This window comes from Mucilaginibacter sp., assembly GCF_036383575.1.
Taxonomy (GTDB): Bacteria; Bacteroidota; Bacteroidia; order Sphingobacteriales; family Sphingobacteriaceae; genus Mucilaginibacter.
In genome coordinates this window covers 1-16,225 of record NZ_DASVOB010000441.1, presented here as the reverse complement: position 1 = coordinate 16,225, position 16,225 = coordinate 1, and the positions used below count along the sequence as shown (strand labels likewise).

At 42.1% G+C, this 16,225-nt stretch carries 11 protein-coding genes; 1 reads left to right on the top strand and 10 read right to left on the bottom strand.

The features are described 5' to 3' along the window. The coding region (locus tag VF500_RS15535) for a DUF5686 family protein (protein WP_330860541.1) at positions 1-667 on the top strand (667 nt) is incomplete at its 5' end. 19 nt (positions 668-686) lie between these two features. On the opposite strand, the gene VF500_RS15530 is transcribed toward VF500_RS15535, so the two are convergent. The 10 genes from VF500_RS15530 to VF500_RS15485 all read right to left on the bottom strand — a co-directional run. After that, positions 687-1,268: an outer membrane beta-barrel protein gene (locus tag VF500_RS15530; protein WP_330860542.1), complete on the bottom strand. Its 582-nt coding sequence runs from the start codon at positions 1,266-1,268 to the stop codon at positions 687-689. A gap of 40 nt (positions 1,269-1,308) precedes the next feature. Then, positions 1,309-2,121, bottom strand: a complete 813-nt coding sequence (locus VF500_RS15525) for a sterol desaturase family protein (RefSeq protein WP_330860540.1) — start codon at positions 2,119-2,121, stop codon at positions 1,309-1,311. A 108-nt stretch (positions 2,122-2,229) separates the two neighbouring features. After that, positions 2,230-2,784, bottom strand: a complete 555-nt coding sequence (locus VF500_RS15520) for a histidine phosphatase family protein (protein ID WP_330860539.1) — start codon at positions 2,782-2,784, stop codon at positions 2,230-2,232. Positions 2,785-3,114: 330 nt separating this feature from the next. Beyond that, positions 3,115-4,542, bottom strand: a complete 1,428-nt coding sequence (locus tag VF500_RS15515) for a hypothetical protein (protein WP_330860538.1) — start codon at positions 4,540-4,542, stop codon at positions 3,115-3,117. 11 nt (positions 4,543-4,553) lie between these two features. After that, positions 4,554-7,310, bottom strand: a complete 2,757-nt coding sequence (locus VF500_RS15510; protein WP_330860537.1) for a TonB-dependent receptor — start codon at positions 7,308-7,310, stop codon at positions 4,554-4,556. Positions 7,311-7,652: 342 nt separating this feature from the next. Beyond that, positions 7,653-8,564, bottom strand: coding sequence for a metallophosphoesterase (locus tag VF500_RS15505; RefSeq protein WP_330860536.1), 912 nt, complete (start codon positions 8,562-8,564; stop codon positions 7,653-7,655). Between the two features lie 126 nt (positions 8,565-8,690). Then, the gene (locus tag VF500_RS15500) at positions 8,691-9,692 is read right to left on the bottom strand and encodes a YncE family protein (RefSeq protein WP_330860535.1); all 1,002 of its coding nucleotides are present in this window, start codon (positions 9,690-9,692) and stop codon (positions 8,691-8,693) included. A gap of 38 nt (positions 9,693-9,730) precedes the next feature. Continuing rightward, a complete protein-coding gene (locus VF500_RS15495; RefSeq protein WP_330860534.1) occupies positions 9,731-10,939 on the bottom strand; it encodes a right-handed parallel beta-helix repeat-containing protein in 1,209 nt (402 codons plus the stop codon). A 12-nt stretch (positions 10,940-10,951) separates the two neighbouring features. Then, positions 10,952-13,681 carry a TonB-dependent receptor gene (locus VF500_RS15490; RefSeq protein ID WP_330860533.1) on the bottom strand — a complete coding sequence of 910 codons (2,730 nt, stop codon included), beginning with the start codon at positions 13,679-13,681 and terminating at the stop codon, positions 10,952-10,954. Positions 13,682-13,902: 221 nt separating this feature from the next. Continuing rightward, on the bottom strand, positions 13,903-16,225 hold a 2,323-nt coding region (locus tag VF500_RS15485), incomplete at its 5' end, for an efflux RND transporter permease subunit (protein WP_330860532.1).

Genomic DNA, 16,225 nt, shown 5'->3' with positions numbered 1-16,225 from the left:
TGCACCACATGAACGGATATTACAGGGAACGGTATACCGCCGCACCATCTACAGCAAATACCCGATCATGAATTTGCAGATCAATCACGGTTTTAAAGGCCTGTTCAACGGTGCCTATGATTTCACCAGCGTTAAAGCAAGCATTTTCAAACGTTTTTACCTATCTCAGCTTGGTTATACTGATATTACTATACTTGGAAATTATTTAGTGGGTAAGGTGCCGTTCCCGCTCCTGAGCATTGCCCCGGCAAACCAATCGCTGGCTTATGATGAGGATGCGTATAACCAACAAACCTACCTTGAGTTTGTAAGCGACCATTACGCGGGTATCAACTTAACTCATAGTTTCAGCGGCTTTTTGCTGAATAAATTTCCATTGATAAAACACCTGAAATGGAGAGAATATCTATCAGCCAAAGTATTATTCGGCGGCTTGCGTAACGAAAATAACCCACTTTATTCACCTAACTTGTTCCGGTTCCCTACAGGTGGCAACGGAGCCAACGGCACTTATGCTTTAGGCACTAAACCTTATATAGAAGCCGGAGTAGGTATAGGTAATATCTTTAAGTTTTTGCGGATAGATGGGATCAAAAGGTTTAACTACCTTGACCACCCGGGAGCCGCGGAATATGGTGTTAAATTTAGTTTCGCCCCGGATTTTTAAAGAGTCCGTTCAAGATTGTTTAAAACAGCGTGGTAGTAAACCCAATGCTATAACTTACATAGTCCGGATTTAAAATATATTGTGATTTGGCTTTATACAAATGATAATAAGCAGGCTCCAGCACAAGGGCAAAATGCGGCACGATATAATATTCCAATCCGGAGGCTATTTTTACCGCGGGATGTTTAGTACTTACGCTGCCTACTGTTATACCATTTGAATTAACAGACGTGTTATTGTACCCCGAACTGTTATAACCGGGTTGCAGGAGTGCATATATTCCAAGCCTGTTTAATTTCCGTCGGTAGCCGACACCCAGAAGTAAAAACCCGGAAGACAATTTACCTTCGGTTACATTGGTAGGGACTTCGCCTGCTTTGCTTTTATATTTGTTATTTAAGGCATCGTAATTAAAACGAAAAAAGATAGCATTGATGTAAGTAGGACGGTATTCAACGGCGGTGTTTAAAACAAATCCCCGTTTCATACTTACCTGCTCATCACCCGAGGGTACATTTACACCTACTCCGCCCGGAAAATAAAGCCTCGACGTAAATTTTTCAGTTTGGGCATCAACATGTAATGTCATCACCAGCAGCACCGCCAACAATGAAAGATATGTTTTACAAATACACATTAGGTCAGGCACGTTTTGAAACAAATGGAATTTGTAAAACCTTAATAAAACTCTTACAAACATTCTTATCAGGATGTGTATCTATCCCAAACACGGTATCATCCGGCTTCAGCTTTCCATAAGTACCAAATAACCTGTCCCATACAGATAGTACATCGCCATAATTACAATCGGTATAAGGCAATTGATAGTGATGGTGAACATGATGGATATTAGGCGTGATAAAGATCAATCCTACCCATTTATCCATACCCTCTGACAACCGGAACTGCGTATGCGAGGTAATATTTGAAACCGTTTGAATGGTTTGCCTTAACAAAAGCAATTCAAAAGATGCACCGGTTATAGCTATCCATAGCATTAAAAAGCACATTCTTACCAATGTTTCACCAGGGTGTTCCCTTACCGTGGTTGATACGTCAAGTTTTTGGTCGGTATGATGCACAAGATGAAATTTCCATAATACCCCAACTTTATGCATGATAACATGATACAGGTATTCGCAAAAGTCAAGAATTATAAACCCTGCTACGTATTTTACCAATATACTTTGATGCCAGGGAAGCCGGTTTAATAACCCTATATGATTTCGGTTTATCCACGTTGCTTCAAGCAATACAAACATGGTCATAAAAAGCTGTACCGGCAGTGCAGTTACAATAAACAACATATTTGTAAAAGAGTGCCGCCATTTTTTGCGGACAGGTATTGCCAGTATCAAACCCTCAGCAAGCCATAAGGAGGTTATTAACACTCCAAAAATCAGTATCTGTACCGATGATGGGTGGGTAGTGAAAAACGACTTGTTAAATTCCATGCAAAGCCCTCGTATCACCAATATTACAGGAACATTCTGTAGTAATTATGAGCAAAGCCGCATAAACAAAAATCGGCCCCATCTGTAAAGCCGGGGCCGAAGCATAAACTAAAAATTGCAGTCTTTTCCGGGATCGATATTCTCCTTATCACGCGAAAAAACAGCTGCGCCATTTTTAAAGGTCACGATCCAGATGCTGTCGTAATCGTCATCAGGCCATTTTAAGTTGTCCTGTTTTACACCTAATGAACGCACAATCGGCGCTATACCGCCGTGCTCCCATACTACCAGTATTACACCGGTGCGGCTTTTTAAATCTGCAGCTAAACCTAAAGAGTCCTTTTCTGTACGGGAACTATTTACCGTTAAATTGTACTTAGCTGCAAGCGGCACAATGGTTTGAAACATCCTGGCATGCTTGGTAGCCTCTCCCAGTCCTAAACCGGGAACAAATATTTTATCGGGCACACCAAATTTAGCTGTTAGCACAGCAGGCAGTTTTAACGACCTGTTTATGCCCTGGCAATTCAAATTATCGCCCTTCAGCGGTTTTTCGGCATGGCGGATAAAGACGATCTTCAAATCAGCTGATTGCGCCTTAACCGACAGTATGGCTAAGGGAGATATGATAGATAAAAATAGGATACAAATGATTTTTTTCATTTTGTAATTGAGTTTATAAAAAAGGGAGAGGCTGTTTCATAAGTCAAATTGACCACCCCTCGGTGTTGTATTACCTGTGAAATGAAATTTAGCCGATAATATTTATGCAAAATGGGGGTTAACATACTTCTTAGACGCAAAGCAATCAACAGGCTGATTATTAATCACATATGCAAATGTTAACCCTAAATTGTGTTAACCCTGTTAACTCCCTTTTGTTAGTACAGTCAACCCCAAACTATATATCGCTTAAGTATCTGAATAAGTAAAAAAATGAGGCTGATCATGATTTGTGATACAACCTCATTCTTAGATAAATAGTTACTAATATTAATGCTGATTTCCGGAACCGTTTAACTGGTATGCACCAAGATCGGCACCAGGTAAGGTTGCGTCCGATAAACCGTATATTTTATCAAGGGGCACCGTAATTAATGGCTTAATAGTAGTATTTCCCTTACCAATCAGCGGCGAATTAGCTAACAAATGGAAGTTAAAGTTTCCGATAGCGCTATACTGATATAACGGGTGCCCAACCGTAGGAAGCGGAAAGCTCAGGAACATCGGGTTATTCTTCTGCACAACATCGCTACCATCATAAATAGAGCCTAATGTATAGTTTGCAGGCAGGTATTTTGCCGATGTTGTAATTGAAGGGATATCCGTGCTTTGCGGTTGTGTAATATAGCCCGTAGGGTAAAACTGGTTTGCCACGCTCAATGAATCGGCCCATTGGTAGTTATTTCCATATGATAAGTGGGCAACGTCAGCTACCGGACTACCAACTACGCGATATCCAAACTTACAATTGATAGCTACGTTATTATAATACATACCCGCCGCGCCTTCTTCAAAGTTGATACAACCACCACGACCGCTTTGCACCTGCCTGTAGCCGCCGCTAACAAATGTATTGTTGTACATCACGATATTGGTTTGCGGGGCACCTGTTGCCTGCCCTTTGTTTGAAGCTTTTTGTCCGTTGGTTGCGGTACCCATAAAAATATTATAGGCCATGGTACCTACGGTGCCGCCCTTAGCATTTAAACAGTCGCCTCCGCTAACACCGTTTTTCTCAAAAGTATTTCTGAAGATGGCAATTTTACCGGCCGAGATACGGATCGGGTCATCCACACCACCGTACAGCCAGGAATCTTCCATGATAAAGTTGCCCTTATAATTGGCAAATAAAATACTGTATTGGTTGCCTGTGCCCGAACCTGCAATGGTTGAGGTTACTTTACCTTCTGTTAAGCCTGCATACTCAACGTGTGTCCAGCGTAATACCAGCAAATTACAGGTAGGTCCACCAATAATGCCTTTCCATTTGCCCGCATATGCCGGGTCGGCAGCAGCTGTAAGGCCACCCGGTGCATCATTTTTCACAATACCCGGAACAGTGATCCAGTTTGGCTGATTTTTTGAGCCGTTACTCACCAGTGTTCCAAGTGCTATAAGGCTGCTTCCAACTCCCATATTTAACCTAACACCCGGCTGCATTAATAAAGTATCGGTTGGGTTGATCACCAGGTCGCAACCATCTTCAACGGTGTAAGTTTTACCGCTAAGCATGGTGCCTTTTACCGGGATAACACTTGTGCCGCTTGCGCTGCATGACAGCGGGGCTTTATCGCTTACCGGGTTTGCTGCCGGCGGTGTATAGCTGTAAATATCGGTGTGCTCACCTTTCCATTTCTGACAGCCGGAAAATGCCGCTGACATCAGGATACAAATAACTGGGATTATATATTTTTTCATCGTTACGTTTATTATAATTTATACCTGAAACCACCAAGGAACAGTGTTTTGTAATAATCGCTTTGAACAAGCGTTTGAGATGCGATATCCTGTTTGCCTAAAAACTCCTGTTGTTTGGCATCAAGGCTGCCATGTGGGAATTTTAAATAGATCTTGCTGGCTGCATTAGTTATGTTATTAACCTTGCCATAGAAAGAAAATCTTTTAGCGATAGTTTTTTCGAAAGAAAAATCTAACTGGTTGTAGGCATGCTGATAAAAATCAAGGTTATAATATGGTGATACCTGTGCCAGGCGCTCGCCGGTATAAACAAAGGCCAGCTGTATATCCAAACCCAACTTAGCGCTTTTGTACAATACAGATGCGTTACCCACGTGGTCTGCCTGACCTTGCAGCGGACGTGTTTCGCTCACATTAGTTTGGTGTAAGCCCAGTGTAGGATCATTTGAGTAAAGCAATTTGGTCGTAGTTATCCTTGAGTGTATATAAGTATAGTTAACTGAAAAGCCTATCACGCCAAAGAATTTAGTAGCCAACGCTTCAAAACCATAGTTGGTAGCTTTACCCTCATCATTTTGAGGTTGGACAACCTGATCACTCGGACCACCATTACGGATAACAAAGTACTCAATAGGATTATAGATCTTTTTGTAAAAAGAGCCCAACAATAACTGATCGGCACCACCCGGAAAAAATTCATAACGTACGTCGTAATTATCGGCAGTGATGTGTTTTAAGTAAGGATTACCTACCTGGTCATAATAATCGCCGGTAACTTTATATGGCACCTGTTCGCCAAAGCCAGGGCGACTTATAGACGCGAAATATGATGCGCGGATATTTTGATTATCTGATAATTGATACTTTAAGTGGATGCTTGGTAACACATCAGTGTATTTATAGTTACCACTTCTTAGGTTAACTGTTTCCGGCGACCGGGTATCATAAGTTAAATCGGTATTTTCAATTCTCACGCCGCCTAATACCTGAAGTTTCGGCAACAGATCAAATTTAACCTGTAAATATTCGGCGTTGTCATTTTCCCTGACGTTGTAGTTGTTTTGCAGATCGGTGTTGTTGCTGCCAATACCAAGGCTCGGCGGATCAAATGCAAAAGGAAGCGCACTAAAATCATTATTAAATAAAGTTGATTTACCGCCACTTAATGAATAAGTAATGTAATCGGCATCCCTTACTTTATGGCGATATAAACCTCCTGTCGAAAACTCAACAACCTTACCAGCTATTTTAGGCGTATAAATCAGGTTTACATATCCCGAAAGGTCTTTGTCGCGGTTATTTTCCCAATGATGATCTAACTGGGTATTGTTATCAACCTCGGCAGTAACCGCTCCTGAGTTATTGAGGGTTTTGTTAGCATCATATGAAAACTCAGTTCTGTCTGGCTGGTGCCTGGTAGCTTCAGAATATACCCCATCCCAGTTTAAACGCCATTCATTACCAAGCCAGTGCTCACCATGTAAGGTTGAGTTGTAAATATTTTGCTTGGTTAAAGTACTTCTGTTTGAAATGGTGATCTGTTTGCTTAAGCCGGTTGAGTTTAATCCCAAACCCAAGGTATCAGAAGTAAAGCGCGATTCAAACTCGCTTTGATGGATATAAAGGTTGTATAATGAGATCTTATTTTTGTCGTTGATCGCGTAATCTATTTTGTTATGGATACCTATACGTTCTGTCTGGGTAGAATAGGTGCGATCATAAGCATCAGAAAACTGCGGTGAGTTTGGCAACGGAATCGCCGATGGCTGCGCGTTTGGCGTAAGGTGCTTTGAGTTAGAACCACGGTATATATTCTGATAACTTGCAGATACAATAACACCTAATTTTTTATCAAAAAACCTATCACCAATAGTGATACCCGCTGTGGAACTAAAAGGAGCCGAGATATTTTTATCACTTGTAAGCGCCTTATTGTTAAAATCGGCATAAGTAGCAGCATAGCTGTTGCCATTAATTGCCGCCGGAGATTTACTGTTAGGAGATGCGCTAAACCCAACAAACGGTCTGCCTGAGGAAAACAATGTAGAAAAACCGCCTGATACGTTGGCGCTGAAAACAAACTGGCTTGGAGCACTTTTCATTACCAGGTTCATCACACCGCCAATGGCGTCGCCTTCCATGCTTGGGGTAAGCGCTTTGATCACCTCAAGCCTTTCCAACATTTCTGAAGGGAATATATCCATCGGTACAAAACGGTACTGAGGATCCGGACTTGGTATTTTAATACCGTTTACCAATGTTGAGTTGTAACGCTGCTCCATCCCCCTGATAATAGCATAACGACCTTCGCCGCTGGCCGAACGCTGGATGGTTACACCGCTAACGCGCTGTAAGGCATTGGCCACGGTAACATCTGGCAATAGCTTAATGGTATTTGCCGAAAGTACGTTGATAACCATCGGCGCGTTTTTTTCAATGTTACGTACAGCATGATCAGATTCTTTGTTGGCTTCGCCTTTAACCTGTATCTCGGTCATTTGCATACTGGCATCCTGCAGCAGGATGTTTGCCGTAACTACATCATTGGCCGATGTAATATTACCTTCACTAATTTTAGATGAAGTATAACCAACATAATTTGCCTGTACTTTGTAAGGGCCGTTCTTTAAATTTTTAAAGCTATAGCCACCATTAAGGTTAACTGCAACAAATTTGCTAACCCCATCCTGGGTTAAGTGCACTGTTGCTCCGGTGAGGGGTTCGCCGGTTTTAGCATCGGTTACCTTTCCCCTTATGGTTTGGGCCATAGTTGTAAAGGAAAATAGCAGGCATATTGAAAATAATAGCAATAACCTGTTAAGAAAGTAAGGGTGTTTCATGAACAACGGGTTTAATTTTCCGCAAAGAAACCCGCCGAAAACTGGAGAAAAATTGAATAAAGAAGCCTAAGAATAATACATAACCAAAACTTAACATACACTTAATAATGCAGCGATTAAAGTGCTTCAAAAACCCATTTTATATTAAGGATTCGCAATCACGATCAATTATTATTGGTTATCAGGTTTACAGCTTACCGTTTGATAAGCTGTAAACCTGAATTGGAAAAGCCAGATTACACAAGGAGGCTTCCTGAGCAAATTCAGTTTCTATTTAGTAAGCTCAGTTTGATAAATCACCTCTCCCTGATAATTTATCGCCCTTACATTTAATCGTTTCTCATCTATGGCAAAATACATAAACCCATGTTCAGAGGCCTGGAAACGGCTATAAGGAATGCCCGCCGTAACCTTCGTAAGTTCAGAACCTGCACCTGAAATAAACTGATGTGTAAAGCCTTCGGGTTTCAGATGTTGTAGCGAATGTTCGTGCCCGGAAAGATAAACGTCAACTTTATGCTCTTCAAAAGTTTTGCTCAATGCTTTTCTCATGGTCAACGTATCGTAGTTTTCGATGCGGGGCCCTACAGAATAACAAGGATGATGACCGATCACGATCTTCCATTTTACATCTTCAGACGCATTCGTAAGCGTTTCACTAAGCCATTGCATTTGCTTTTCAACATATTGGGCCTGTGCTTCATGTAAAAAAGGATCAGTATCAATAAATATCAAAAGAGCTTTCGCTTTAGCCTGCGGCTTCTTTTCCTTTGGCTCTTTTTTAACAGCTTCGTCTTCGTTATTCTTAGCCTTGTTGAGGCTTATTTCTTTCGAGTAATACCGCGCCGGCATACTCCAGCGGCGGCTTATTTTGCTGTACCTGATCTGAGCATCAACATCCGAATGATAGTCGTGATTACCAAAAACCGGGTACCAGTCGCACTGCAATGAATGCGCGGTATAAATATTTTCAAACGAATAATGCCACAGCGGGTCAAACTCACTTACAACACCTTTGGGATAAAAGTTATCACCAACCGAAACAACAAAATCATTTGGATGTGCTGCCCCCCAAAGGCCCATTTGCTTTCCTACTTCCGTCTGGTCATATTCACCGTTACGGCCCCAATCGCCCAGGGCCATAAAATGCAGGGAGTAGTCATCTTTAATTGCCGGCAGCAAGGTTAGGTCTTCACTTGTTAAATGTGTTACTCTCTTTGCCGCAAAAACGCTTAAGGGTGCAATAAGTGAAGCCCCTATTGCGGATAGTGTGGTATTCTTTACAAATCTCTTCTTTTCATCTCAATATTATTGCTGACGGTACACAAGCAACTTAAAAGTACCTGGCTTCATGGTTTTGTTTCCCGTTTCATAATCGGCAACCGGGAAGTAAAGCTTATGTGTATCCAGATCAATAGCCATGGTTTTAGCACGGTATTGGGTAGTTAAGGTTTGTACAGGGCTATACGTGCCGGGAGTGTCTTGCTTAAATATGCTGGCTGTTCCATCGCCGTTTGAGGCTACAAGCATTTTTTTTGCCGGGTCATATACAACCGCGTCAACACCTGCACCAATTGGCAGGGTTTGGATCACTTTGCCCGTAGGGATATCAACCACGCTAAGACCTTTGTTTTCGCGACAAACGGTGAATAGCTTTTGGTTCTCCTTATCCATAGCTATACCTGTTGGGCCACCACAAGGGCTTAAAGTATAATTTTTAGTTACCTTAAGTGTTTTTGTATCAATTACATTCAGGCTGCTTTTATCCTCAAGGTTATTGTAGATAGTCCCTTTGCCATCGGCCACTGCAAACTCAGGAGCCCCGCCCATATCAATTGATGCTACCTGTTTCATTGATACCGGATCAATCACACACGAACTGCTGCTATGGCCATTAAACGTGAAGATCTTTTTTGAATAAGGATCAAAAATAATAGCGTCGGCGCCTTTATGATCTAATGGGATATGGGTGATCACTGCCAGCGTTTTGATATCAAACACAATAACTTCATCCGCTTTGCCATCGCTGATAAAACCTTTATTAAGCTCATTATCTACTGCGATGCCGTGTACGCCCTTCATATCGCCAATGGTACCTTTAACAGTTTCAGTTTTCAGGTCAACTACGTTTACTTCGGTACCGTGTGATGCATATAATGTATGGTTGGGCAGATCAATAAATACGTAATCATAACCACCATTACCGGGCAAAGCAATGGTTTTATCCAATACATAATTTTGAGCAAATACCTTTGATGCCCCTGAAAACAGGCCGGCATTTAAAAGAAACAATAACGCTATTTTTTTCATGATGATTTTTATAATTGAGTTATATTAAATACCGGTGCTTAATGTTTATTTCCTTTACCATCACTGGTATAAGCACCCAGATCAAGGTTATATTGCGTATTGCCTGCACTAAATGCAGGAGATGTGCTTTGCAGGTGAAAATCGTTGGTATTTGGAAATCCGTTAGGCGCGGCCACTGTGCCATCAAACTTTACAAACAGCGGATCTTTATCGCCAATCTTTTTTGAGATCAGATCAGTAGGTTGTGGCTTGCCCAAGCCTGATGCAGGGTAAAAACCATCCCTGATGTTGATCTTTAATGTAGGGTCAACCAAATCGGCGTAAGTATCAACTGTGGCGTAAAAAAGATTATTGCCATAAGTGGTATGTGTAATATCACCATCGTCAAATAATTCAATTCCGTGGTAATCGTTAACGATAATATTATTGAAAATATGACCAATAGCATTTACACCCACAGAAACAGCCCTGCCTGGTTCAGCCGAACCTCTCCGCCAGCCATTTGAAACCAGGGTATTGTTGTACACATTTACCTCTGTTTGCGGAAAAGGCTTGCTTGAACTGGTTTCAAGCTTAACACCCGAACCCGCCTGGCTAAAAATCACATTGTATGCTACGGTACCGGTAACACCTGTTTTAAGGTTTATACCTTCGCCATCGGTGCTGCCTGACGAGCTGATGGTGTTTCTTAAAATGGTTACCTTGGCGCCGTTGCTTAAGGCCATCAGGTCATCCTGGCCGTTGGTAAACCATGAATCTTCAATATCTACATTTACAGCGGCCTTAACCTTTAACGTACCCCGTGCGCTTCCGGAAGCATCGGGCCCGCCGGTATTATCAACGTGCGTCCAGATAATGGTTATGGCCTGTGCCGTATCACATTGAAAACCGCCCCAGGTACCGGGCTTATTTGAATCGGAGTTAAAATAAACCGGCTGATCTTTAGTACCTACCAGTTTTAAAACACCCTGGATATTTACCTGCGAATTATTTTTTACAATAACGTTTGCACCGGGCTGTGCATAAAGGGTGTCACCTTTTTTCACCGTTACATCGGCTGTTATGGTATAAGTTTCGCCGGTTACAAGGGTACCTTTAATAAAGCCGCTGATATTACCCGGCTGTATGGGGCTTGATGTTGGTATTTTAATTTTAGTAAAGGTAGTTAGCTCAGCTTTTTTACAACTGTTAAATGTTGCAGCCGCCAGTAAACCGGCTGCTAACATAATTATATTTTTTGCTTTCATAATTTGATGCTTTTATAATGAATACCGGAAACCTGCATTGAAACTCACGTTGTACAAATCTTTTGATTGCACCAGGTTATTAATAAGCACTGTTGTTGGTGTGTTAAGTATATTGTTTACTTTAACTGTTAAAATAAGGTGCCTGGCAACCTGCTTTTCGCCCGAAAATGCCAGGAAAGATTGTGGCTGCTGGTAATAATCATATCCATAATTTATAAGGTCAACGAAAGCCAGGGTTTTACTTGTGTAGGTGTAAGCTAACTGTATAAACAGTTTACTTTTATCATTTTTATATAACAATGATAAATTGATTACATTCCCTGTTTGTCCTTGTAAAGGTCTGCTTTGGAGCCTGGTAACAGTAGTATCTTTGCCAGCTGCATTTTTACCTGTATAATTCTTAATACTTTTGATATTTGAATAAGTATAGGTATAGTTACCTGATACACCCAAATCTCCAAAATACCTGCTGTAAACTATTTCAGCGCCTGCAACTTTGGCATTTCCAAAGTTTTGCGGACTTGTTTGTTGCTGCCCACCGCTTAAATCGTCCAATCCAAATTCAATAGGATTCTTGATATTTTTGTAAAATCCGCCAACAAACAATTGCTCTTCTTTACCGGGGAACAGTTCATACCTGATATCATAATTATCAGCTTCGGTATGCTTTACATTAGGATTACCGGTAACATCTGTGCTTTGGCCAAGGGTTGGCGTAGGCACCAGCTCATATAATGCCGGTCGTGCTATCGATTTAAAGTACGATGCCCTTAAATTTGAGTTTTCGGTAAGCTTATATTTTAGCTGAACGCTTGGTAAAACATCAGTATAGGTTTTTTTGGCGTTACTGCGGATATCCAATACTACCGGATTGGTATCATACCCCTGTTTAGTGCCTTCAATACGTACACCACTTATAACTGATAAATTATTCAGTACAAGCTTAACTTCACTGTAACCAGCGGTTATATCTTCATAAGCTGTATAATTGGTTTTATCGCTTTGATCGGTACCTGTTTGATTGTAAACTACAAAATCGGCCGAATAGATATCAGTAAAACCGCTTTTACCACCGTTGGAAGTAGCCGCCGGCCTCAAAATGTATTCGTTTTGGTGGTTGTAACGGGTGCTATGCCTGTAAAGACCGCCTGCTTTCAGTTCGATAGCGCTTTTTTCGCCGAGGCCGGTTTTGTAGCCGATATTGGCCATAGCGCTAAGGTCTTTATTCCCGCTTTTTTGCCAGATCCTTGATATATTATCAAAGTAATCAGGAGTGCTTGTAAAATCGGGATTAATTAAATGGTTAATAGATATATCGGCCCTATCGGGAGCATTCTGGGTAGCGTTACTGTAAACACCGGCCCAATCAAAAAGAAAGTGTTTTTCGATGACATGCTTACCGCTTAGCTTAAGATTTTCAACATACTGGTTTTGGATATTTGAACGATTATCATTAAACACAGTACCTGTACCCGGTCCTATCCTGCCGCCGTTACCACCTAATATTGAGGTATCAACGCTTAAACGTGTTTGTGCAAAATGGGTGTAAAGGAACACATTATCAACGCTGATCTTGTTATTATCGTCAAACTTATAATCAAGATGAGCAGAAAGTCCGTTGTTTAACTGTTGGGTTGAATAGGCACGGTTAGCTACATCAGAAAGAACCGGCTGGAAATTCTTACCCGCCCTGATATCGGGCGTAGCTACGTTAAATTCCGAATTTGTACCGTAAAACTGGTTTTGGTAGCTATCGGCAATAATAAATCCCAGTTTGTTTTTCAGGAACCTGCGCCCGTAGGTGAAGCCGAGCAATGAAGTTGGCGGGGCGTTCTTTTTTGTAAAGTCGAGGTTAGCCCTTGAAAAATAACCAGGAGGGGCGTTATAACCGGCTCCAAATCTTTCGGTTGGGCTTTTGCTTTGCACTGCCCCATGATAAAAATCATCAAACCTGCGGTTAAAGAAAATAGCGCTGTAACCTATTGAACCATTTGCTTTAAAGTACTCGTATTCGGGAGCATCTTTAAAAACAAGGTTTACGGTGCCGCCTATGGCATCGCCTTCCATTTCGGGCGTAAGGCTTTTACTTACTTCTACGCTTTCTAACAGATCTGAAGGGACAATACTTAATGAGATAAACCTTGAAACAGGATCAGGGCTGGTGACCTTAACACCGTTGATTAATGTATTATTATAACGCGGCTCCAAACCCCTGATAATGGCATAAGCCTCGTCCGAGCCACTGTTTCGCTGGATAGTAATTGCCGAAACACGTTGCAGGGCGTTCGCGGCATTAATATCCGGCGATCGCTGCATAGCTTGCGCCGAAACTACATTAATAATATTATCCGCCTTATTTTCCTTACGGCGGGATGATGCTTCAGATTCCGTGTTGGTTGTGCCGTAAACTTTAACGGTTTTAAGCTCTTCAGGCTTTTCTGAAAGCCGGATGTTGATTACAGATACCTGACCTGCCGTAATGGTGATATCCTGCTTGTACTCCGTATAGCCTATGTATTTTACTTTAAGCTTATACGGCCCGGAACTAACCCCGGTAATAGCATAATTACCAAATGCATCGGTAACAGAGCCTCCATTTTTGTTATCGAAATGGACAAAGGCGCCGCTTAACGGTTCTTTTGTTTGCGCGTCAATTATTTGTCCTTTTATTCCGCCGGTTTGTGCCGAGGCAATTGATGTGAAGAAGGTTAACAGAAATAACAGGTAAATTTTATTGATCATATAGCACATGTTTTTTGACAAAACACCATGCTAAATCTGGAGTAATACTGAATAAATGAGCTCTACAAAAATCGTTAATCAATTGATAACCATACATTAACATTAGCAAGGTTAATCACCAGTTTTGTGTATATTTTTAACACATATTGAAAATATGCAGTTAACAAATTATACTACCCCGGCTGCATTTCATTAAGCTGCCGGGGTAGTAATAGCTTCAATTAACTGGTTTGCTGATCGGCGGTGATAGCCGGCGGAATCAATTCGTAAACGATTGGCGTTACGATCCTCGACAATAAAGTGGAACTGATCAACCCGCCAATGAGTACTATAGCCAATGGAGATATCAGCGGATTGGTTGAAATAGCTATGGGGATCAAACCTCCGATAGCCGTTAGCGAGGTTAGCACGATAGGTAAAAACCGCACCTCACCCGCTTCACGGATGGCATCCTGCAGACTCCTTCCCTGCTGCCTTAACTGATTGGTAAAATCAACCAGTAAAATAGTGTTCTTAACCTCAATACCGGCCAGTGCTATTAAACCTATAATCGCCACGAACGACAATGAATTACCGGTAACCCAAAGCGCCACAGCCGCCCCTACTACCCCCAGCGGAATAACCGAAAGTATAATAAGTGTGCTTTTGAAGGTTTTGAACAACAGCACCAATACCGCCACGAATACGAATACAGTTACCAGGATAATACTCATAAAACCGCCAAAGGAGTTGTTTCTTGATTCAACCTCACCTCCCATTTCATAGCTATAGCCCGGCGGCAGTTTCAGCTTATCCATTTTTTGTGTTACGTCGTCAATTACCCGGCTCACCAAAAAGCTTTTTTGCACATTGGCCTGCACCGATACTACACGCTTTTTTTCCTGGTGATTGATAACCGCCGGCGAAGCTTCCAACTGAAGGTTCGCCACCTGGTTAAGCGGTAAAGCACTACCCTGCGCATTATTCACATACAAATTGCGGAAAGCATCCATGCTTGGGCGGCCATCTTTTACCCGCGTAAGCAACACGGTGTAACCGTACTTATTATCGTTATTATAGTAAGTCCCCATATCGAGCCCGGTAACGGCCAGCCTCGCGATCTGATCAACAGCTAAGGAGTTAACACCCAATTGCTGCGCTTTTTCTTTATTCACCGCTATGCGGATATCGCTTTTCAGCAAGCTAACCGGGTTATTTACATACATGGTACCTGCCGTTTGGTGTAGTAGTTTTTCAACTTTAAGCGAATAGGCACGCAAGGTGTCCAGGTTATCACCAAACAAACGTACTTCTATCGGCGCAACCACCGGCGGGCCCTGTTCAAAGTTTTTCACCTCTACCTTAGCGCCCGGATAATGCGCCCAGCGGTTTTGCAATTTTTGAATAAGGGCAAGCTTTTCGTCGGGCCGGGTATCGTTATCAAGCTGCACAAACAGCTGCGCAAAATCGCTGCGGTTATTTTCTGAAATTACGTTATAATAGATCCGTGGATTACCATGCCCTACATTAGTTGCATAGTATTTGATCAACGGCTCTTGTTTTAACTGTTTTTCTATCTCGCGCGTAACGGTATCGGTATAAGGCAGGTTGGATTGATTAGGTGTAGTAATATTGATCAGGAACTGAGGTTTCTCTGAAGATGGGAACAAACTAAAACCGATAATCCCGAACAAATAGATAGAAGCCGTAAAAAGCACCACGGCAACACCAATAGTTAAAAACGGCTTCTTCAATGCCTTGTCCAGTAAACGGGCGTAACTGCCGTGGATCAGTTTTTTTAATCCGCGCATGATCAGGTTACCATCTGGGTGCCCTGTATGATTTTTCAACAACCTGCTTGACAGGAATGGGATGAAAGTTAATGACACCAGCATAGACGCCAGCACACAGAATATTACAGCCAGCGGCAAGCATCTGATGAAATCGCCCGAACCTTCGGGTAAAAACACCAGCGGCATAAAAGCAATGATCAGGATCACGGTACAGCCAACAACGGCCTTACCAATTTGCCCGGTAGCTTTCAACGTTGCTTCCAGCCGGGTGTGGCCTTCCAGCATCCAGCGTTCAATATTTTCAACCACAACAATGCTGTCATCAACCAAAAGCCCAAGCGCCACAACCAAACCCACAATACTCAACTGGTTAAGGTTAAAGCCGAATAGTTGCAGCAACACAATACCTATCGCCAATGAAAGCGGTATAGAGATCATCACAATAACAGCCGGACGAAAACCCAAAGGCATCAACGTAACAGCTACCAGTAAAATAGCAATGATAAAATCATGGCTTAAGCCGGTTAAACGCCTGTTTACGTTATCGGCCTGGTCAAAATTCTGTACCAGGTCGATATTGGCGGGCAGTAGTTTTTTGAAACTTGTAAGCACCTTACTGTAATCAGCCTGCGTTTTGTTGATGTTTTCGCCATCTTTTTGCGCAGCCACTACAAATACACAACGGTGTCCGTTAAGGCGGGTAATATGCTTTTCTTCGCCATAGCCGTAGTATACATGTGCCACATCTTTTAGCAGGATGTTTTTGCCATTG

Excerpts from the sequence above, each read along its gene's own strand:
- VF500_RS15495 (WP_330860534.1), bottom strand. The coding sequence starts at position 10,939 with ATGAAAGCAAAAAATATAATTATGTTAGCAGCCGGTTTACTGGCGGCT.
- VF500_RS15520 (WP_330860539.1), bottom strand. The coding sequence starts at position 2,784 with ATGAAAAAAATCATTTGTATCCTATTTTTATCTATCATATCTCCCTTA.
- VF500_RS15515 (WP_330860538.1), bottom strand. The coding sequence starts at position 4,542 with ATGAAAAAATATATAATCCCAGTTATTTGTATCCTGATGTCAGCGGCA.
- VF500_RS15525 (WP_330860540.1), bottom strand. The coding sequence starts at position 2,121 with ATGGAATTTAACAAGTCGTTTTTCACTACCCACCCATCATCGGTACAG.
- VF500_RS15490 (WP_330860533.1), bottom strand. The coding sequence starts at position 13,681 with ATGATCAATAAAATTTACCTGTTATTTCTGTTAACCTTCTTCACATCA.
- VF500_RS15500 (WP_330860535.1), bottom strand. The coding sequence starts at position 9,692 with ATGAAAAAAATAGCGTTATTGTTTCTTTTAAATGCCGGCCTGTTTTCA.
- VF500_RS15510 (WP_330860537.1), bottom strand. The coding sequence starts at position 7,310 with ATGGCCCAAACCATAAGGGGAAAGGTAACCGATGCTAAAACCGGCGAA.